This window comes from Pseudomonas sp. AM4(2022), assembly GCF_036346515.1.
Classification (GTDB): Bacteria; Pseudomonadota; Gammaproteobacteria; order Pseudomonadales; family Pseudomonadaceae; genus Aquipseudomonas; species Aquipseudomonas paracarnis.
Map to the genome: position 1 here is coordinate 59,830 of NZ_JAOTNW010000003.1, position 20,216 is coordinate 80,045.

Here is a 20,216-nt window from a genome sequence, read left to right on the forward strand (position 1 = left end):
GCCACCACAAAGGGAGCGGCGGGTGAGTCTCACAGGTCCTGCGCAGCGAATGAGTAAAACAAGCTTTCAGCGACTGGTGCTTGGCCTTGTCTTGAGTTCCTTATTGGCAGCCTGCTCGAGCACGCCATCCGGCGGTGCACGGGTCGTTGACCGTACCAACGCAACCCCCCAGCGACCCACGGTGACCACCGGCCAATACGTCGTGCGCAAAGGCGACACCCTGTTCTCGATTGCCTTCCGTTATGGCTGGGACTACAAGGCGCTGGCCGCCCGTAACAACATTCCTGTGCCGTATACGATCCATCCGGGGCAGACCATTCGTTTCGATGGTCGCTCAGGTTCTGCACCTACGGCAGTTGTGACAAAGTCGGGTTCTTCGCCATCGTCCTCGAGCAAGACCACCATCATCACTCGGCCTGCAGGCAGCGCCACGCCTACGGTTGCGAGCAAGCCGGCACCCGCGCCGTTGCCACCTGCCGGGCCTGCGCCGACCGGTTGGGGATGGCCTTCAAACGGAGTGTTGATTGGAAAATTCTCTTCAAACGGTAGTTTGAATAAAGGCATTGATATCGCCGGGGATTTGGGACAGCCTGTTTTAGCTGCGTCTGATGGGACAGTGGTGTACGCCGGGAGTGGTTTGCGGGGCTACGGCGAGCTGGTCATCATCAAACACAGCGATACCTACGTCAGTGCCTACGGTCATAACCGCAGGTTGTTGGTTCGGGAGGGGCAGCAGGTCAAGGTCGGACAGACGATTGCCGAAATGGGGTCAACGGGCACAGACCGGGTGAAACTGCACTTTGAGATTCGCCGCCAAGGGAAGCCTGTAGATCCGCTGCAATTCCTGCCCCGTCGTTGATGTGTTGCACAGCCTGTTCCCTCACGTAGAAGGAACAGGCTCCAGCGTTGCCAAGGATAGAGGCGTCGCTTGAGCTTGAGGTCGAACTCACCAAAGGACTATAACAATGGCTCTCAGTAAAGAAGTGCCGGAGTTTGACATCGACGATGAGGTTCTCCTTATGGAGGCCGGCATCGATTTGGAAACGATGTCAGATAATGAAGGGGTATCACCACCTTCAGTTCGCACCAAATCCAAGAATGCTGCTGCATTGAAGCAGCACAAGTACGTTGACTACACGCGGGCGCTTGACGCGACCCAGCTGTACCTCAATGAAATCGGCTTTTCCCCTCTGTTGACCCCCGAAGAAGAAGTCCATTTTGCGCGTCTGTCGCAAAAGGGCGATCCGGCTGGGCGTAAGCGCATGATTGAAAGCAACCTGCGCCTGGTGGTGAAAATCGCCCGACGCTACGTCAATCGTGGGCTGTCCCTGCTGGACCTGATCGAGGAGGGCAACCTGGGCTTGATCCGGGCTGTGGAGAAATTCGACCCTGAGCGGGGCTTCCGTTTCTCCACCTATGCCACCTGGTGGATTCGCCAGACCATCGAACGGGCGATCATGAATCAGACCCGCACGATCCGGTTGCCAATCCATGTGGTCAAGGAGCTAAACGTCTACCTGAGGGCGGCGCGTGAGCTGACGCAAAAACTCGATCATGAACCTTCGCCTGAAGAAATCGCCAACCTGCTGGAAAAACCGGTAGGGGAGGTCAAGCGCATGCTGGGCCTTAACGAGCGTGTGTCTTCGGTCGATGTCTCGCTGGGGCCGGATTCGGATAAGACCCTGCTGGACACCCTGACCGATGATCGTCCGACGGACCCTTGCGAGCTGTTGCAGGACGATGATCTTTCCCAAAGTATTGACCAGTGGCTGTCAGAGCTCACGGACAAGCAGCGTGAAGTGGTGATTCGCCGCTTCGGCCTGCGCGGTCATGAGAGCAGCACCCTGGAGGATGTAGGCCTGGAGATTGGTCTGACCCGTGAGCGGGTGCGGCAGATCCAGGTAGAAGGCCTCAAGCGCTTGCGTGAGATCCTCGAGAAGAATGGCTTGTCGAGTGAGTCGTTGTTCCAATAAACGACGCAAAATAAAATGTGGGAGCGGGCTTGTGTGGGAGCTGGCTTGCCTGCGATAGCATCAACTCGGCACAGCTAGTGCACCGAGTCGATAGGATCGCAGGCAAGCCAGCTCCCACATACAGCTGCGCTCCCACATTTTTTTTGTCCGTCATTACATCGGTGTAGCGCACCAAAATTCAGGCATAAAAAAACCCCGCTTTTAAGGGCGGGGTTTTTTCGACTAAGTCAGTACAAGTTAGATAACTTGTACTTCTTCAGCTTGCATGCCTTTCTGACCGCGGGTAGCGATGAAAGAAACCTGTTGGCCTTCTTTCAGGCTTTTGAAGCCGTCGGATTGGATAGCTTTGAAGTGAACGAACAGGTCGTCACCGGATTGTGGAGTGATGAAGCCGAAGCCTTTTTCATCGTTGAACCACTTAACGGTACCAGTTTGGCGATTAGACATGGTGTATCTCCTTGGACAAAGTTAACTGCGACTCAGGAAAAGCCCTGGCCGAGACTGAGTGCAAAGAGCAGGAAAAATTCTTGGAGATGGTTGGATCGAAATTCAACATATCGTGTAGAGATTCTCAGTGACACAAGCAGCACAGTGGCGCCACCTTAACCCTTTTTCCGGAACGTGCCAATGGTATTTCCGAAGGTTTCTCTATTTTCGTGACTGGCGGTGGTATTTACAGTCATTGGCGCCCGCCATCCGGGCCCCGGCCACGCTGGCTGAGGCTTATAACCGGCAGTGCATTGATCAAGAAAACCGGTGCGGCCTTTGAACCCCAACGCCGGCCCCGGTAAGATGGCCCACAGATTTATTTCGCCTCGCTATTCAGGACACCGCCATGAGCATCAAATCGGACAAGTGGATTCGCCGCATGGCGCAGGAACACGGCATGATCGAGCCGTTCGTCGAACGCCAGATTCGTGGCGAAGGCGACGAGCGCGTGATTTCGTACGGCGTTTCCAGCTATGGCTACGACGTGCGTTGCGCCGATGAATTCAAGGTGTTCACCAACATCAATTCGGCGATCGTCGATCCAAAAAACTTCGACGAAAAGAGCTTCGTCGACGTCAAGAGCGACGTGTGCATCATTCCGCCCAACTCTTTCGCCCTGGCGCGCACCGTGGAATTCTTCCGTATTCCTCGCGACGTGTTGACCATTTGCCTGGGTAAAAGCACCTATGCCCGCTGCGGCATTATCGTCAACGTCACGCCGCTCGAGCCTGAGTGGGAAGGGCACGTCACCCTGGAGTTTTCCAACACCACCACTTTGCCGGCGAAAATCTACGCCAACGAAGGCGTGGCACAGATGCTGTTCCTGCAGTCCGATGAGGCCTGTGAAGTGTCCTACAAAGACCGTGCGGGCAAGTATCAGGGCCAACGCGGCGTCACTCTCCCACGCGCTTGATCGAAAGCGCCTACGGGTAAAGGGAATTTGTCTGCAGAAAGTGACTCTATCTAGGTGTACTGCTTCGGCGCGTGTGAAACGCGCCTGGCCATACTTGAGGAGTACCTTATGAAGATCGACCCGCGAATCAGCGCAGAACTCGCCCGGCTTGAACCCAACCAGATTGGTGTTCTGGCCTGGTCCTTGATGGCCGACCCCGCCTATGCGGGTGGCATCCCTGGTCAACCCGAACCTGATTACCCACAGCCTACCGAACCGGGTGAGCCGACCTTGCCGGACGAGCCGCCACCCGCGCCTGTTGCCTGATACCTGAGCAGGCCTTATGGATTCATTGAATCGGCCAGACCTTGTGATCGCCGATTACATAGATTCGGCAGTCCTGGGCCTGCTCCACGGCATAACCCCCTGTAAACGCGCCAAAGGCTGGCAGCAGGCTTACCCGCATGCCCACCTGGAAGCACGGCAGGCGTAGCCGTTGGCGCCCTTTACCGCGCAAGTGGTACACCGGATGCACATGCCCCGCCAGTACATGATGGCTGGCATGGGCGTCGGGCTCATGTTGCAAGGCGAAAGGGCCCATCAGCAGAGGCTCCGCGACCACGTCGATGCCCAAGTCCAGTGGTGGGTCGCCGGCACGTTTGTCGTGATTGCCGCGAATCAAGATCAAGGCCAGGGTGCGATTGCGCTCACGCCAGGCCCGGATTGCGTTCAGGGTGCCGCTGGCGTGAGAGCCGGGGCCGTGCAGGAAATCGCCGAGAAAGATCAACTGCGCGCAGGGCAGGGCCGATAACAGCCTGTCCAGGCGTTCCAGGTTGGCCGTCGTCGTGCCCTGTGGCACCGGCTGCCCCAGGCTGCGATAGGCCGACGCCTTGCCAAAATGCGCGTCGGCGATCAGCAAACATTTACGCGCGGGCCAGTACACAGCTTTCTCCGGCAATAGCCATAGCTCTTCACCTTCCAGCGTCAGTGGGTAATGCATCAGCCTTGCCCTTTGTCGGCGACTTTTTCCAGGTCCTTGACCATCCGCGCGATGCGCTCCGAGAGTTTTTCCGAGCTCATGCTTTCGCGCATCCTTTCTACCAGCAGCGGAAAGGCCAGGGGCGTGGGCCGCTGGATCCTGTGCAGGTCCAACTTCAATGTCGACAGGTGATTCAGCGTCTGTTCCAGCCGGCGAATATCGAGCTCGTCCCGTAGAACTTCTTCCCCTGCCTGGGCCAGCAGCAGGTTCTGTGGGTCATATTGCTTGAACACTTCAAAGAACAAACCGCTGGAAGCCTGCACTTGTCGCGTGCTTTTCGGCGCGCCGGGATACCCGGCAAATACCAACCCGGCGATTCGCGCAATCTCGCGAAAGCGGCGCAGGGCCAGTTCGCCGGCATTGAGGCTGGCGACCACGTCCGCCAGCAGGCCTTGGGGGCTCAGCAACCTAGTATTCAACAACTGGGGCCACTGCACCTCGGTGGCGCTTAACAGCTCCAGGCCATAATCATTCACCGCAATCGAAAAGGTCAGCGGCTGCTGCTGGCTGACCCGCCACGCCAGCAAACTGGCTAGGCCCAGGTGTACCTGGCGGCCAGCGAATGGGTACAGAAACAGGTGCCAGCCCTCCCGCGACCGCAGGGTCTCGGCCAGCAGATGTTCGCGTGTCGGCAGGCCCGACCAACGCAATTGGGTGTGCAGCAACGGTTGTACCGCCAGCATCTCCGGGCCATCGAAGTGCCCGTGCGCGGCGGCATCAAAACGCTCGACCACCGCCTGGGCCAGTTCGTTGGAAAGGGGCATACGCCCGCCATTCCAGCGTGGCACGGCGGCTTTTTTCGCGTTGCTGCGGCGTACATAGGCGGTCATGTTTTCCACGCGCACCAGTTCCAGCAACCGCCCGGCGAACAGAAACCCATCCCCCGGCTTGAGCCTTGCAATAAAGCCTTCCTCGACACTGCCCAGGTTCTTGCCGCCGCCGCCTTTGCTCCAGAACTTGAGCTGGATGCTGGCGTCACTGACGATGGTGCCCACGCTCATGCGATGGCGGCGTGCAAGGCGGGCATCCGGGACACGCCAGATGCCGTGCTCATCAGGCTCCACCCGGCGGTAATCCGGATAAGCGGTGAGTGACAGGCCACCATGGCGCACAAACCCCAGGGCCCAGGCCCAGTCCGCTTCGGTAAGGTCGCGATAGGCCCAGGCGCCGCGGACTTCGTCCAGCAGTGCCGCCGGGATAAAGCCGCCGCCCAAGGCCATGCTGACCAGGTGTTGTACCAGCACATCCAGCGGTTTGTGCGGTGATTCCCGCGCTTCGATGTGCCGTTGGGCGATCGCGTCCTGGGCGGCCGCGGCTTCCACCAGCTCCAGGCTGTGGGTTGGCACCAGCGTTATCCGTGAGGGCCGCCCTGGTGCGTGGCCGGAACGTCCGGCGCGTTGCATCAGCCGCGCTACGCCCTTGGCGGAGCCGATTTGCAGCACCCGTTCCACCGGCAGGAAGTCCACGCCCAGGTCGAGGCTGGAAGTGCACACCACTGCCTTGAGCTGTCCATCTTTCAACGCTCGCTCCACCCAGTCCCGGGTCTCTCGCGATAACGAACCGTGGTGCAGGGCAATCAAGCCGGCCCAGTCCGGACGAGCGTCCAGAATCGCCTGGTACCAGATCTCGGATTGCGCCCGGGTGTTGGTAAATACCAGGCAACTGCTGCTGGCCTCTACCTCGGCTACCACTTGCGGCAACATCTTCAAGCCGATATGCCCGGCCCAGGGAAAGCGCTCGGTGACGGGCGGCAGCAAGGTGTCGACCTTCAGTGCCTTGGCCGTTTGCCCCTGTACATTGATGCCGCCGCCCTGTGGGACCAGTACTTCCAACGCGTGGGCCTGATTACCCAGCGTCGCGGAAATACCCCACACCATCAACTCAGGATGCCAGCGCCGCAAGCGTGCCAGCGCCAGTTGCAACTGCACGCCGCGCTTGTTTCCGATCAACTCATGCCATTCATCCACGATGACCAGGCGCAGGTGTGCCAGGCTGGTCTCACTGTCGGCACGGGCCAGCATCAACGTCAGGCTTTCCGGGGTGGTGACCAGGGCAGTGGGCTGGCGGCGGGTCTGGCGTGCGCGTTCGCTGCTGCTGGTATCGCCGGTGCGCAGGCCCACGCTCCAGGGAATGTGCAGGGCCTCCAACGGTGCTTGCAGGGCGCGTGCGGAGTCAGCGGCCAGGGCGCGCATCGGCGTGATCCACAGGACGGTCAGCGGCTCGGCAGGCGGTTTGCGTTTGCCTGTGGCGGGCGGGCGGGTGATGGCGAAACGATTGAGTGCGGCAAACCATAGGGCATAGGTTTTACCCGCCCCGGTGCTGGCATGCAGTAACCCCGACTGGCCGGCCCTGACCGCGGCCCATACCTCTTTCTGAAAGGCGAATGGCTTCCAGCCTTGGGTGGCAAACCATTGCTTGGCGAAGTCGTGGGTTTTTGCCATGCGGCAGCGGACGCTCTGGAGGGGTTAGTTCAAAGACCCTTCAAGCAGTGCCGACGTTCCAACTGCCTAATGCCAGTCAGTTAAGCAGGAGCGCTGCACTGTGGCGAGGGAGCTTGCTCCCGCTGGACTGCGTAGCAGTCCCCGTCTTTTTGAACAAAGAGCGGGGCCGCTTCGCGCCCCAGCGGGAGCAAGCTCCCTCGCCACAGCAAGCTCGCTCCTACTTCAAATTGCCACTCAGAAACTGCTGCAGGCGTTCGCTTTTCGGATTGCCCAGCACATCCTCTGGCAGGCCTTGCTCCTCCACCAGGCCCTGGTGCAGGAACAGCACCTGGCTTGAGACCTTGCGCGCAAAGCTCATTTCGTGGGTCACCATGATCATGGTGCGGCCTTCTTCGGCCAGGCCCTGGATCACCTTCAATACTTCGCCCACCAGCTCCGGGTCCAGGGCCGATGTGGGTTCATCGAACAGCATAACCTCCGGCTCCATGGCCAGGGCGCGGGCGATGGCGACACGCTGCTGCTGGCCGCCGGAGAGGAACGCCGGGTATTGATCAGCCACTCGCGCCGGCAGCCCGACTTTGTCCAGGTAGCGGCGGGCACGGTCTTCGGCGTCCTTCTTGTTGCAACCCAGCACGCGGCGGGGGGCCATGGTGATGTTTTCCAGCACGCTCATGTGGCTCCACAAGTTGAAGTGCTGGAACACCATCGCCAGCCGTGTGCGCAAGCGTTGCAGCTCGGCGTCGTCAGCCACCCTCATGCCCTGGCGATCGCTGACCATGCGGATCGCTTGGCCGTCCAGGGTCATGGCGCCATCGTTGGGGGTTTCCAAAAAGTTGATACAGCGCAGGAAGGTACTCTTGCCTGAGCCACTGGCGCCGATCAGGCTGATCACATCACCGGTCTTGGCCTTGAGCGACACACCTTTGAGCACTTGATTGTCGCCATAGCTTTTGTGCAGGCCTTCAACGGTCAGTTTGTACATGGGGCATGCATCCTCAAGGCGAAAGTAGATAACCGCTGCGGTAGGCCTGTGTGCCGGCGACATGGCAGATCACCATGCCGGCCGTGGCCATGCGACGTAGCGAACGGGCGTAAAGCAGCCCGGCGTGCTGGCAGTGCACAGGCGTTACGCGGTCTGTAATGGGGTCGATGATGTCGGCGACCCATTGCCCGGCCTCCAGGTATTCGCCTGGCAGGGCGTTGAATACCAGCAAGCCACCCACCGCAGTGGTCACCGGCTCTACCGCCGCTAGCGGGGTAGCCGGGTAGGCCAGGGCAGGTAAGGGGGCTGTATCGCCGCGAATGGCGCCGAAGTGGATCAAATAATCAATGATGGCCTGGCAGTCCAACGCGGCGAGGCCGTGGTTGACATCGCCCTGGCCGCGCAATTCGACGGTCACCGAAAAGCTGCCCATGGGGATCGGGTAGCGTTCGCCGAAGCGTTGCTGCAACTGCCACCACACCAGGGTGAAACATTCATCAAAAGACTGCCCGCCGGAATCGGTGGCCAACAGGTTGGCCTGCGAACCCAGGTAGCGCGCCAACGGTTCTACCTGTGGCCAGGCTTCGGGCGTGGTGTACAGGTGCGCCACGGCTTCGAAGTCGCAATGCAGGTCCAGCACCACGTCGGCATCGCAGGCCAGGCGTTGCAGCACCAGGCGTTGGGAGTGCAACTGGGTCTGGGCGGTTTGCGCGGCCAGGGCGTGGGACAGTGCGCTGCGGATCAATTGGGCATTGCGCTGGGGATCATCGCCCAGCAGGTCTTCGACCTGGTTGCCGACGTCTTCGCTGAGGTCGACAAACAGGCGATTGAAGTTCTGCCCGCTTTCCAGTTCGTAGCGGCCCAAGGGGATATCCATCAACACCTGTTCCAGGCCCACCGGGTTGGCGACGGGCACCAGCACGATTTCGCTGCACAAGCGCCCGGCCGTTTCAAGCTCTGCCAGGCGCGCCTTTAAATGCCAGGCCACCAGCATGCCCGGCAGTTCATCGGCATGCAGAGAGGACTGGATATACACCTTGCCTTCGGGCTGCTGCGGGCCGAAGTGAAAACTGTGGATCTGCCGCGCCGTGCCGGGCACCGGCGCGATCAGGTCATGTAGCTGATGGTGCATGCAAACTCCTTAGTGGCTCGGCCCGAGAAAGGCCAGCCAGCGCCGCTCCGCCAGGCGAAACAGGCCGACCAGGGCAAAGGTCACCGTCAGATAGATCAGTGCGGCAATGCCAAATGACTGGAAGGTCATGAAGGTGGCGGAGTTGGCATCCCGCGCCACTTTGAGAATGTCCGGGATCGTCGCGGTAAAGGCCACGGTGGTCGAGTGCAGCATCAGGATCACTTCGTTGCTGTAGTAGGGCAACGAGCGTCGCAACGCGGACGGCATGATCACGTAGGCGTACAGCTTCCAGCCGCTTAGGCCATAAGCCTTGGCCGCCTCGACTTCGCCGTGGGCCATGCTGCGGATCGCCCCGGCGAAAATCTCGGTGGTGTAGGCGCAGGTGTTAAGGGCGAAGGCGAGGAGGGTGCAGTTCATCGCATCGCGAAAGAACGCATCCAGCACCGGTTGTGCTCGTACGGCGGCAAGGCTGTAGATGCCGGTGTAGCAGATCAGCAATTGGATATAGAGCGGCGTACCGCGAAACAGGTAGGTGTAGAACTGCACGGGCCAACGCACCAGGCGCTTGCGCGAAACGCGGGCGATGGACAGCGGGATCGACACCAGAAAACCGATGACCAGTGAGGCGCTGAGCAGCCACAAGGTCATGGCCAGGCCGGTGATGTGCTGGCCGTCGCTGTAAAGAAAGGGGCGCCAGTATTCCTGCAATAGCTCGATCATCGCACGGCCTCCCGGGCGCCTGCGGAGTAGCGACGTTCAAGTCGGCGCAAGACAAAGTTGGAGGCGCTGGTGATCAACAGGTAGATCAGCGCCGCCAGCACCAGGAAATAAAACAGTTGATAGGTGCTCTTGCCAGCGTCCTGGGCGGCTTTTACCAAGTCTGCCAGGCCGATGATCGACACCAGTGCGGTGGCCTTGAGCATCACCATCCAGTTATTGCCGATGCCCGGCAGCGCAAAGCGCATCATCTGCGGGAAGGTCACATAGCGAAACCGCTGCCCGCGCTTGAGCCCGTAAGCGGTGGCGGCTTCGAGTTGGCCACGGGGCACGGCGAGGATCGCACCGCGAAAGGTTTCGGTGAAATACGCACCGTAGATAAAGCCCAGGGTGATCACCCCGGCGCTGAACGGGTCGATCTCGATGTATTCCCATTCCATAAAGTCGGTAAAGCCGCTCAGCCAGGTTTGCAGGCTGTAGAAAATCAACAGCATCAGCACCAGGTCCGGCACCCCGCGAATCAGGGTGGTGTAGAGCTGGGCGGGGATACGCACAATGGCCAGGCTGGACAATTTGGCGCTGGCGCCGAGCAGGCCCAGCACTACGCTGACGGCCAGGGACAGCACCGACAACTTGATGGTCATCCAGGTGCCTTGCAGCAACAGCGGGCCGAAACCCTTCAGGCTGAATGCGCTCAGCCCGAGGGTTTGCAACAGATCTTCGAACATAAATCAGGACCTATGGCGATAAAAAAGCGCCCCACCTGAAGCAGGGCGCCCCAGGCATTATTTGCCGCTGTACAGGTTCAGATCGCCAAAGTGTTTCTTCTGGATAGTGGCGTAGGTGCCATCATCATGTAACGCTTTGATACCTTTATCCAAAAGCGCCTTGAGTTCAGTGTTACCTTTTTTGATACCGATGGCGGTTTTCGACGGCAGCAGCGGGTCGTCGATGGCGGCGCTCACTTCATAGCCAGCACCGGCTGGCGACTTGAGAAAGCCCAGTTCGGCTTGCAGCATGTCCTGCACGGAAGCGTCGAGGCGCCCGGAGGTCAGGTCGGCGTACACCTGGTCCTGGTTGGCGTAAGCCTTGGTGGTCACCCCGGCTTTATCCAGTACGGCCTTGGCGTAGGCTTCCTGGATGGTGCCTTGCTCGTAACCCACGGATTTGCCTTTGAGAGATTCTGGCGTCGAATAGCCAGCGCCTTTCTTGAACACCAGCGAAGTCGGGCCGGAGAACAGCTCGGAGGAGAAGTCGATGGCCTTCTCGCGCACTGGAGTCACGGTCATCGACGAAATCACGCCATCGAATTTATTGGCTTTCAGGCCCGGGATCATGCCGTCGAAGTCACTTTCGACCCACTTGCACTTGACCTTCAGCTCCGCGCAGATCGCATTGCCCAGGTCGATATCGAAGCCAACCAGGCTACCGTCGGCGGCCTTGGATTCGAACGGTGCGTAGGAAGGGTCGACACCAAAACGCAATTCCTTGTATTCCTTGGCTGTAGCAACACCAGCAGCCATGCACAGAGCCAGTGCAGAAAGGGTCAGCAATGCTTTTTTCATTAGGTAATCCCTGGAAACCAAGATAAGCGCTTGTGGCGCGATTAGGACTGTTACTGAACGGTGTCAGACCCATCACAAGTAGCAATTTCTGCACCATAGTTCCGGATGGGCTTTTTAAAAGGTGGGATAAGGCAAGACTGAGTGTAGGCGGTGCCCGAAAATGGGCGTCAGCAAATGAGCGCACTATTTCGGGGCAAAGGTAGACCGGCATGTGGGAGCGGGCTTGCTCGCGAATGCGTTGTGTCAGTCACTCAATAGTTGGTTGAACCACCGCATTCGCGAGCAAGCCCGCTCCCACAGGGTGCTATGTCAAGTCAGCAAGTCTTGTAGCGTGGCCAGGTTGTCCGCTTCCTCCACCGCCTTATCCTGGCGCCAGCGCAGCATCCGCGGAAACCGCACCGCAATCCCGCTCTTGTGCCGCTTGGACAGGGCAATTCCCTCGAAACCCAGCTCAAACACCATGCTCGGCGTCACGCTGCTGACCGGGCCGAACTTCTCCACCGTGGTTTTGCGCACAATGGCGTCGACCTTGCGCATTTCCTCGTCGGTCAGCCCGGAATACGCCTTGGCGAACGGCACCAGGGTGCGCTCGCTGCCTGGCGGGCCGTCCCATACGGCGAAGGTGTAGTCGCTGTAGAGGCTGGCACGTCGACCATGGCCGCGCTGGGCGTAGATCAACACGGCGTCGACGCTGAAGGGGTCGACCTTCCACTTCCACCACAGGCCCATGTCTTTGGTGCGGCCCACGCCGTAGAGGCCGTTGCGATCCTTGAGCATCATGCCTTCCACGCCCAGGCTGCGAGAGGCTTCGCGCTGCTCGGCCAAGGCTGCCCAGGTCTTGCCTTCCAGCAAGGGCGAGGGCAATAACACCGGTTCGTTGCACGCAGCGATTACCTGTTCCAATTGGGTACGGCGTTTGGCTTGGGTGTGGTTGCGCCAGTCGTCGCCCTGATACTCCAGCAGGTCGTACGCGAGCACCGCCACTGGCGCATCCTCAAGGACTTTTTTACTCAAGGTTTTACGGCCAATGCGCTGTTGCAGCAACGCGAAGGGTTGCACCGAGTCTTTCCACACCACGATTTCGCCATCGATCACCGTACCGTCGGGCAGGCCACTGACCAGGCTGTGGAGTTCAGGGAAACGTTCAGTCAGCAACTCTTCACCGCGAGACCAGACCCACAGGCGTCCCTCGCGCTTGACCAGTTGTGCGCGAATGCCATCAAATTTCCATTCCACCTGCCAATCGGCGGGCGAACCGAGCAGGGTGTCGAATTGCTCCACCGGTTGCGCCAGCCCGTGGGCAAGAAAAAACGGATAGGGTTGCCCACCACGTTGCGCGTGCTCGTCGGATGATTCGGCGGCAATCAGCTTGAGGTAGCCTTCGGCTGTGGGACGGTTCGACAAATCGGTGTAGCCCACCAACCGCTGCGCCACGCGCTTGCTGTCGAGGTCGGCCATGGCAGCGAGGGCGCGGGTCACCAGCAGTTTGGACACGCCCACCCGAAAGCTGCCGGTGATCAACTTGATGCACACCATCAGGCTCGGTTGGTCCAGTTGCGCCCACAGCGCCGGCAGCCGGTCTGCCAGGTCCAAGGGTGGCAGACCGCGCAGGGGCAGCAGTTTTTCTTCCAGCCACACGGCCAGGCCGTCTTCGGAGGTGTAGCTGGATTCTGGCAGGAGCAGGGAGATGGTCTCGGCCAGGTCACCCACGGACTGGTAGCTCTCTTCGAACAGCCAGGGTTCGATACCGGCCGCTTCGGTGGCCATGTCCCGTAGCAGGCGCGTTGGCACCAGTTGCCGTGGCCTCCCGCCGCTGAGAAAGTACACCGCCCAGGCCGCATCGGCCGGCGGCGCCTGCAGGAAGTAGGCTTGCAGGGCGGCGAGCTTGGCATTGCTGGATGTGGTGGCGTCGAGATTGGCGTACAGCTCGGCGAAGGCTTTCATGCAGTAGCCTCTTCTTCGTCATCGCCGTATTCGGTGCTGAAGCCTTGGGCATCCAAGCCCTTTTCCCGCAGATGACGCACCAACACACCGACCGAACCATGGGTGACCATCACCCGTTGTGCGCCGGTTTGTTCGATGGCCCACAACAAGCCGGGCCAATCGGCGTGGTCCGAGAGCACAAAACCACGGTCTACCCCGCGCCGCCGCCTTGTTCCGCGCAGGCGCATCCAGCCGCTGGCGAAGGCGTCGCTGTAGTCGCCAAAGCGGCGCATCCAGGTACTGCCTCCGGCGGAGGGCGGGGCGATGATCAGGGCTTGGCGCAGCAGTGGGTCGGTCTTTTTGAAGTCGCCGGCATACAGGGTCTCGGGGATGTAGATGCCCGCTTCGCGGTACACTCGGTTCAACGGCTCTACCGCGCCGTGGCTGAGGATCGGGCCGAGGCTGGCGTCTAGCCCATGGAGAATGCGTTGGGCCTTGCCGAAGGAATAGCAGAACAACACGCTGGCTTTGCCTCTGGCGATATTGGTCTGCCACCAGTCATTGATCCCGGCAAAAATCTGCGCCTGGGGCTGCCAGCGGTAAATCGGCAGGCCGAAGGTGGATTCGGTGATAAAGGTGTGGCAACGCACCGGTTCGAAGGGCGCGCAGGTGCCATCGGGCTCGACCTTGTAGTCGCCGGACGCCACCCAGACCTCGCCCTGGTATTCCAGGCGCACTTGGGCCGAGCCCAGTACATGCCCGGCTGGATGGAAACTCAAGGTCACGCCGTGATGCACCAACTGTTCACCGTAGGCCAGGGTTTGCAGGTTGATGTCCTGGCCCAGGCGCCAGCGCAGGATACCTTCGCCGGGGGCGGCGGCCAGGTAGTGTTGATTGCCGGTGCGGGCGTGGTCGCCGTGGGCGTGGGTGATGACTGCACGTTCCACTGGGCGCCAGGGGTCGATATAAAAATCACCGGCAGGGCAGTAGAGGCCTTCGGGGCGGGCGATGACAAGGTCCATGGGGTTGCCGGGGCGGTGGGCTTGTTATTTATGAGGCGGGGCTGGGTGCAGAAGTTCTATCTGAATGCAGGTTGCAAAGGTGGGCTTGCCTTCGATGTTGGCCTAGAAGCCGACACCTATCTACCTGACACCTGACGATCCAACTGTGGGAGCTGGCTTGCCTGCGATGACGGCCCCACAGCCGATGCATATCTACCTGACACCCCAACGATCCCACTGTGGGAGCGGGCTTGCTCGCGAAGGCGGCCTGGCAGGCGACGCTGTTATACCGAGTACATATCCATTCCTGCGGTAACGGCCACTTAGGGTTCCGCTTTTACAGCGGGTCACTTTTGGAAAAGAGCCCCAAAAGTAACCAAAAGGGCTCTCGCCCCACCACTCGGCACCTCGCCTAGGCTCGGTGTGCCCGAACACAGGCTTGAATCCGTGGGCCGCCGCCACGCGCCATCCATGGCGCGGGGCGGCTAACCCGGCGTCCTGCCGGGTTACCCACGAATTCAAGCCTGCGCTCGGCCAGCGTGGTTTAACGGGGCGCCTGAGATCAAGATCAAGAGCGGCTCGCTTCGCATCGTGGTTACCGTCGGCTGCTATCGCAGGCAAGCCACACAGGGTTATCCGGTTTTGTCAGTGGAAACCGGTTTACTTACCAGGCGTCAGGGTCAACCTGGCCTTGCCATACACCTTTTCAAAGTTCTGCGGCTGCATCGGGAAGCTCAGGTATTGCGCCTTCAGCGACGGGTCGATGCCGTTGGCATAGTTCGGGCTGGCCGGGTTGCCGGATTGGCCGATGCCGCCCTGGCCCATCATCGGTTCCGCCTGGCCGAAGTCGATGATCATGCGCAGCGCCGACACCTGGGTCGCGTTGAAATCCTGGCCCCAGGTGTACGGGGCCGGGTTCAGGGTGTTGTGATCGCCACCGCTGGCGAAGGGGCCGCGGATCGCCTGGCCATGGGTATCTTTCCAGGTGGTGCTGTGCAGCTTGCCCCACTGCCAGGCCTTGTGGTCGGCGCCCAGTTGGCTGTCGCCAGTAGTGATGGCGGCGGCCAGGGTGCGGGCCAGGATCGCGGGTTTGTCTTCTTTGTGCGGTGTACGCGTGTCATCCCAGAATGGGCTGTCTTCACGGCCCAGCAGGTGGTCGGCGATAGCCGAATAGGACAGGCTGGCGTTGCTGACGAAGGCTTTCCAACTGGCGCTGTTTTCCGGGCCGAGTTTGTCGAGGAAGATCTGCCGGGCGCTTTCCTGCAGGAACAGTTCATAGAGCGCCGCGTCAGCCGAGGTGGTTGCCAGCCGACCGTCGAAGGCCATCAGGCGCTCCAGTGCTTCGCGGGCCTTAGCGCGTTCCGCTGCCGGCAATGCATCGATGGCCTGCTTGAGGGGCTGGGCCATGCCGGGTGCCTGGAACATGCCCTTGAGCTTGGCGGCGAAGAGGGTGGTCTGGTCGTATTGCATGGCAATCAGGCTGCGGCTGTCATGCTTGCCGGCGTTGGCCAGTTGCGCCAGGCGCTCGCTGCGCTCCGGTGCATCCCAGGCGTTGGACAGTTGCATACCGTAACCACGCGGCGCGGTGCGCTGGTTGGCGGTGCCGATCCAGCCCTGGGCCGGGTCCTGGTCGTACGGGTGCAGCATCGCGTCGGCGTAGCCGTCCCAGTCAAAGCGCGTGTCCCAGCCCGGCGATGGCAGCAGGCCTTCGCCTTCGCGGCGGTTGGGGAAGCGGCCGGTAACCTGCCAGCCGATGTTGCTGGCGTCGGCGAAGATCATGTTCAGGGCGATGGCGCGAATCTCGCGGGTAGCATCCGAGGCCTTGCCGGCGTTTTGTGCGCGGGACAGGTCGAAGAACGCATCCAGGCTCTTGTCGTCTTTGAAGTCGGCGGTTTGCAAGGCCAGGCCAAGACCGCTGGTGAGCGCCTGGCTGCTGTTGAGCAGGGCGCCGTGGCGGGTTTCGTACACCACTTCGCGAATCGAGCGCTGGCCCCTGATGAAGAAGGTTTCGTTGCGCACGCCGGCCGGCAGCCATTTGCCGTTGTTCTCGTAATACAGCGCGCTGCCCTGGCGTTTGACCTTCTCCAGGAACAGGTCCTGGGTGTCGCCCTTGACCGCGCTCATGCTCCACGCCACTTTGCCGTTGAAACCCGACAGCAGGGTCGGCAGGCCGGCAATCGAAGCTCCGACGGCCTGGTATTTGGGCGCACGAATCTGCACGTAGTTCCATGGTGACGGTGCTTGTGGCTGCGCGGCGATATCGTTGGCCAACAAGCTTTTGCCGCTGCGGCTGCGTTGTGGGCCAATGGCCCAGTTGCTTGAGGTGGTGACGCCCAAAGCATTAAGGCCGCGCAATTGCTGGCCCACTGTCTCCAGCCCGGCGAGGCCGGTGATCTGGTTCAGGTTGACGCCATTGAGCTTGTCGGCTTCGGCCAGCGGGACGGGTTCGTCCGGTGCGCTTGGGGTGAGCCAGGCGAGTTTGTCGACGCCGACCTTTTGCGCCAGCACCAGGGACGAAAGCTCCTCCTGCAGGTTGCTCGACTGGCTGAAATTGAGCAGGCAGAACAGCAGCGCCGAATCTTCCGGCTTCCAGTACTCGGGCTTGTAGCCGCTTTGGGCCAGGTCCGCCGGCAACTTGTCACGGTAGCGGAACAGGTAGGCGTTGACGCCTCGGGCGTACACTTCAAAGAAGCGTTTGAGGCGTGGCGACGAGGCGTTGTACAACTCGCCAGCGCTTTTCTTGAGGTTGACCGCTCGCATGAAGCGGTCGACATCCAGCACTTGCGGGCCCGACATTTCCGCCAGACGGCCCTGGGCCAGCAGGCGCAGGGTGACCATCTGGGTGATGCGGTCGCTGGCGTGCACGTAACCGAGGCTGAACAGTGCGTCGTGGAAGGTGTTGCTTTCGATCAGCGGCATGCCTTGGGCATTGCGGCGCACCGACACATTCTGTGCCAGGCCCTTGATTGGCTGCACGCCAGCAACGGGCGGCAGGGTGTCCTGGGTGTTCTGGAGCTGGCAACCGGCCAGGCCCAAGGCACTGACCACTGCCGCGGCAACGCCGAACCGGGGAAGAAAATGTAAGAGGGCTGGCGAGGCCATGGCAAAGCTCCTGCGGGGGGTAGCGTCAGTAAAGGCGCTACGTTAGTGAGCGCGGCGAAACGACGCAAGCGGGAGTTTTGGGTTAAGCATTAGAACTTGAGTCAGGCGCAGACCTGTGTGGGAGCGGGCTTGCTCGCGAAAGCAGTGTATCAGTCAGTGTCTGTATCAACTGACGGAACGCATTCGCGAGCAAGCCCGCTCCCACATTTGATCGCATGCAACCTTGGATCAAGGCTGGGGCGGGGGGCCGCCGGCATTTTGATCTTCAGTGCGATTTAAGCGCCGTGGCACTTCTTGAATTTCTTCTCGCTGCCGCACGGGCAGGGATCGTTGCGACCCACGTCCTTCAACGCATTGCGCACCGGCTCTTGATGAGCGTGGCCGCAGTTCGGGCCGTGGACATGGCCATGATCATGGTGGTCGTGATCGTGGTTGCAGTCAGGACCATGGACATGAGGTTGCTGTGTCATCGATGTTGCTCCGGAATAAAATCGCCGGGGATTATCTCGCCATTGTGTGCCACCTGCACGTCATTACCGATGAATAATCCGGTTTTCAGTTCGCCCTCTAAACGATAAGGCACGGGCCGGTCGGGATTTTTCAGCATCTGCACCACCTCACGCACCTGTGGCCAGAGGTTGGTGCGCACCGAGACCTTGAAGAATTTATGCCCGCGTGGCGGCACGGTCAGCCACTCGTTGGACTCGCCTTCGGTCAACACCAGGTTGCCCAGGCTGACCTTGTAGACCAGGCCGCGCACGGTCAGGTCGGCGTCGTCGCGGTTGTCCACGCGAAAGTACAGCTTGAATTTCTGCTCCAGCAGCTTGGCCCGTACCACTTCGACCTTGACCAGGGAAACGTGCGGCGGCGGCGCGTCGTCTTCGAACCAGGACGCGCAGCCGGTCAGGCCCAGGGTCAACGCCAGCATCAAGCTATACATCCGAAGCATGGCGTTATCCCCGTCGAGTGATTAGAAGTAGCTGGAACAGCACTTCTTGAATTTCTGCCCACTGCCACACAAACAGGCATCGTTACGTCCGGCCTTCACTTCTACCGTAGGGTCGATGAAGTACCAGCGCCCTTCATTCTGTACGAAAGAAGACTGCTCGCGGTGACTATGTTCACCGGTAGCGTCATGCCAGCGCGCCGTAAAGGTGACAAAGGCGTGTTCCGGCTGGCCGCCGAACACCTCGGAGCTTTCAACCTCCAGGCCCAGCCAGGTGCTTTGGGCACTCCAGGCGGCAATGGCGTCGCGGTCCAGGCCGGCCTGTTGCGCAGGCAGCGTAGTGGCGATCAGGTAATCGACCAGGCCCAGCACATAGGCGCTGTAGCGCGAGCGCATCAATGCGCTGGCACAGGGGGCCGGGTGACCGGCGTGATAATGGCCGCAGCAGGCATCCAGCAGATTGCCGCTGCCGCACGGGCAAATGGATGTACTCATCGGGTTACCACCAATACTTTCCGAAGTTTTCCGGGTTGGCCCAGAAGCGGGCGTTGAGCCAGTCCGGCACCTGTTTATAGTCAAGCAGATCATAGGTAAACAGCGTGAGTACCTGATCATCGCGTTGGAAGCGTTCGCCGGCTTGCAGGGCCAGGGAGAAAAAGTCGGTGTCCTTCCAGTCGCAGGCACTCAGGTCGGCCAGCACGGCAATGCGGCTGGCGTTGAGGTTACGAATACCACCGAGCAAGGTCAGGCCTTGGGGTTTGGGCAGGTGCTCCAGGCAGTCGACCACCAGCGCGAGGTCAAAGCGCTGTACCGCGAGGTCTTCCGACAACGGCCCTGGCGCGGCATAGAACACTGCGGTGTCCGGGTGCGCAGCTTTGAAGGCATCCAGCGCCGGAAATTGGCTGGCGCCCACTAATAACAGGCGTTTTGGCCTGTGAAGGTCCAGCAGGGCCGCCAAGGCTTGTTGGGGCGTAGGGGCAGAAATTCCAGCGGTCATTGCAGATCCTCGCATCAAGACCGTAGAGACTAGCGCGGCTGGGCGCGCGGGCCTAGAGCGCGACGGTCGATACCCACCGAGGCAGAACTGAAGTTTTTTGATCCTTCACTGGCAAATCGCCTGTAGAAGTCGTTACTGTGCGCTCAAAGAAAAATTTGAAAACACTCAGGAGCCCCATGATGCGTAAGGTTTTTCTGTTGGCCCTGTTGGTCAGCCCCGTTGCCCTGGCCCAGAGCGTCAGTGTCGAAACCAATTCGTTGATGCGCTTGCCCAGCAGCACCAGCGTGTTGCAACTTGAGCGCCTGGACGTGGCGGACTACGGCACCTTGCTGATTCCGGCCACCATCAGCCAGGTCACGGTGGATGAGCTGCACTTGGGGCGCGACGCACGTATCACCATTGTGCCCGGCAATACCGCCTTGCAAATGCAAGTGCGCGAAGCGCAGTTGGAGCACGGTAGCCAGATCACCTCACGGGGCGCTCCTGGCACCCACGAAAAACCCGCCAAAGCTGGGCGTGACCTTACCTTGCGCATTAATTCGCTGACCGCCGAAGCGCTGTCGGTGGATGCCCGTGGCGGCGCTGGCGCCCAAGGATATGCGGGCCTGGACGGTGCCAACGGCGTGGATCCGGGTTGCACCTGGGGCTCGGCCGGGCGCGGTTTCAATGGCGATAATGGCGGCGATGGCCGGCCAGGGGCAGCGGGCGCCCAGGTACGCCTGGAGTTGCCGCAGGAGTTCCCGGCTGAACAGATCAAGGTCTGGGTCGATGGCGGGCCGGGTGGCCTGGCGGGGGTTGCGGGCAAACCCGGCAAGGGCGGGCAGTCCAAGGGTTGCCTGGTGTACCGCGCGGACGGCGGCGAAAAGGGCCGGCCAGGGCTGGAAGGGCAACCGGGGCCGGCTGGGCCTGCGGGGTCCGTGACCATTCAGCGGCTGTAGGAGCGAGCTTGCTCGCGAAAAACGTCAACGATAACGCGTACTTGCTGAATGAACGCGGCGTCTGTGAGTTTTTCGCGAG

20 protein-coding genes are annotated in these 20,216 nt (G+C 60.7%); 5 read left to right on the top strand and 15 right to left on the bottom strand.

Annotated features, from left to right (window positions below; genetic code table 11):
* The first annotated feature begins 22 nt into the window (after positions 1-22).
* Both ODQ19_RS04965 and rpoS read left to right on the top strand, forming a co-directional pair.
* Positions 23-859: a peptidoglycan DD-metalloendopeptidase family protein gene (locus ODQ19_RS04965; RefSeq protein ID WP_003189213.1), complete on the top strand. Its 837-nt coding sequence runs from the start codon at positions 23-25 to the stop codon at positions 857-859.
* Positions 860-965: 106 nt separating this feature from the next.
* Entirely contained in the window at positions 966-1,973 is a 1,008-nt protein-coding gene (gene rpoS, locus ODQ19_RS04970) for an RNA polymerase sigma factor RpoS (protein ID WP_003189214.1), read from the top strand.
* 237 nt (positions 1,974-2,210) lie between these two features.
* Here rpoS and ODQ19_RS04975 read toward each other — a convergent pair whose 3' ends face one another.
* Positions 2,211-2,420 carry a cold-shock protein gene (locus ODQ19_RS04975; RefSeq protein WP_002554837.1) on the bottom strand — a complete coding sequence of 70 codons (210 nt, stop codon included), beginning with the start codon at positions 2,418-2,420 and terminating at the stop codon, positions 2,211-2,213.
* A gap of 388 nt (positions 2,421-2,808) precedes the next feature.
* On the opposite strand from ODQ19_RS04975, the gene dcd reads away from it, so the two are divergent.
* Together dcd and ODQ19_RS04985 are read left to right on the top strand one after the other, a co-directional pair.
* Positions 2,809-3,375, top strand: coding sequence for a dCTP deaminase (gene dcd / locus ODQ19_RS04980; RefSeq protein WP_003189215.1), 567 nt, complete (start codon positions 2,809-2,811; stop codon positions 3,373-3,375).
* Between the two features lie 108 nt (positions 3,376-3,483).
* Positions 3,484-3,681, top strand: a complete 198-nt coding sequence (locus ODQ19_RS04985; protein ID WP_010212420.1) for a hypothetical protein — start codon at positions 3,484-3,486, stop codon at positions 3,679-3,681.
* A 22-nt stretch (positions 3,682-3,703) separates the two neighbouring features.
* Here the strand turns inward: ODQ19_RS04985 and pdeM are convergent, their stop codons facing one another.
* The 14 genes from pdeM to ODQ19_RS05055 all read right to left on the bottom strand — a co-directional run bounded on the left by pdeM (position 3,704) and on the right by ODQ19_RS05055 (position 19,199).
* Positions 3,704-4,354, bottom strand: coding sequence for a ligase-associated DNA damage response endonuclease PdeM (gene pdeM, locus ODQ19_RS04990; protein ID WP_330209464.1), 651 nt, complete (start codon positions 4,352-4,354; stop codon positions 3,704-3,706).
* A complete protein-coding gene (locus ODQ19_RS04995; protein ID WP_330209465.1) occupies positions 4,354-6,834 on the bottom strand; it encodes a ligase-associated DNA damage response DEXH box helicase in 2,481 nt (826 codons plus the stop codon). Before ODQ19_RS04995 ends, pdeM begins: the two co-directional genes overlap by 1 nt.
* 217 nt (positions 6,835-7,051) lie before the next feature.
* A complete protein-coding gene (locus ODQ19_RS05000; RefSeq protein WP_330209466.1) occupies positions 7,052-7,816 on the bottom strand; it encodes an ABC transporter ATP-binding protein in 765 nt (254 codons plus the stop codon).
* 13 nt (positions 7,817-7,829) lie between these two features.
* Positions 7,830-8,948, bottom strand: coding sequence for a succinylglutamate desuccinylase/aspartoacylase family protein (locus tag ODQ19_RS05005; RefSeq protein ID WP_330209467.1), 1,119 nt, complete (start codon positions 8,946-8,948; stop codon positions 7,830-7,832).
* Between the two features lie 9 nt (positions 8,949-8,957).
* Positions 8,958-9,668, bottom strand: a complete 711-nt coding sequence (locus ODQ19_RS05010) for an ABC transporter permease (RefSeq protein ID WP_003189226.1) — start codon at positions 9,666-9,668, stop codon at positions 8,958-8,960.
* Positions 9,665-10,393, bottom strand: coding sequence for an ABC transporter permease (locus tag ODQ19_RS05015; RefSeq protein ID WP_014717254.1), 729 nt, complete (start codon positions 10,391-10,393; stop codon positions 9,665-9,667). The genes ODQ19_RS05010 and ODQ19_RS05015 overlap by 4 nt, the downstream gene beginning before the upstream one ends.
* A gap of 57 nt (positions 10,394-10,450) precedes the next feature.
* Positions 10,451-11,230: a transporter substrate-binding domain-containing protein gene (locus ODQ19_RS05020; protein WP_014717255.1), complete on the bottom strand. Its 780-nt coding sequence runs from the start codon at positions 11,228-11,230 to the stop codon at positions 10,451-10,453.
* 309 nt (positions 11,231-11,539) lie between these two features.
* Positions 11,540-13,174 (bottom strand): ATP-dependent DNA ligase, encoded by a 1,635-nt coding sequence (locus ODQ19_RS05025; protein ID WP_330209468.1) that lies wholly within the window; start codon positions 13,172-13,174, stop codon positions 11,540-11,542.
* Positions 13,171-14,175 (bottom strand): ligase-associated DNA damage response exonuclease, encoded by a 1,005-nt coding sequence (locus ODQ19_RS05030; protein ID WP_330209469.1) that lies wholly within the window; start codon positions 14,173-14,175, stop codon positions 13,171-13,173. The genes ODQ19_RS05025 and ODQ19_RS05030 overlap by 4 nt, the downstream gene beginning before the upstream one ends.
* Before the next feature lie 639 nt (positions 14,176-14,814).
* Complete coding sequence (locus ODQ19_RS05035) at positions 14,815-17,256, bottom strand: penicillin acylase family protein (protein ID WP_330209470.1); 2,442 nt, start codon at positions 17,254-17,256, stop codon at positions 14,815-14,817.
* Between the two features lie 275 nt (positions 17,257-17,531).
* A complete protein-coding gene (locus ODQ19_RS05040) occupies positions 17,532-17,726 on the bottom strand; it encodes an SEC-C metal-binding domain-containing protein (protein WP_154988615.1) in 195 nt (64 codons plus the stop codon).
* Complete coding sequence (locus ODQ19_RS05045; protein WP_054897983.1) at positions 17,723-18,205, bottom strand: LEA type 2 family protein; 483 nt, start codon at positions 18,203-18,205, stop codon at positions 17,723-17,725. Before ODQ19_RS05045 ends, ODQ19_RS05040 begins: the two co-directional genes overlap by 4 nt.
* A 21-nt stretch (positions 18,206-18,226) precedes the next feature.
* Positions 18,227-18,697 carry a YchJ family protein gene (locus ODQ19_RS05050; protein ID WP_116665859.1) on the bottom strand — a complete coding sequence of 157 codons (471 nt, stop codon included), beginning with the start codon at positions 18,695-18,697 and terminating at the stop codon, positions 18,227-18,229.
* Between the two features lie 4 nt (positions 18,698-18,701).
* Positions 18,702-19,199 (bottom strand): DUF6231 family protein, encoded by a 498-nt coding sequence (locus ODQ19_RS05055; protein WP_330209471.1) that lies wholly within the window; start codon positions 19,197-19,199, stop codon positions 18,702-18,704.
* Between the two features lie 179 nt (positions 19,200-19,378).
* On the opposite strand from ODQ19_RS05055, the gene ODQ19_RS05060 reads away from it, so the two are divergent.
* On the top strand, positions 19,379-20,137 hold the full coding sequence (locus tag ODQ19_RS05060; RefSeq protein WP_330209472.1) for a collagen-like protein: 759 nt from the start codon (positions 19,379-19,381) through the stop codon (positions 20,135-20,137).
* The last annotated feature ends 79 nt before the right edge of the window (positions 20,138-20,216 follow it).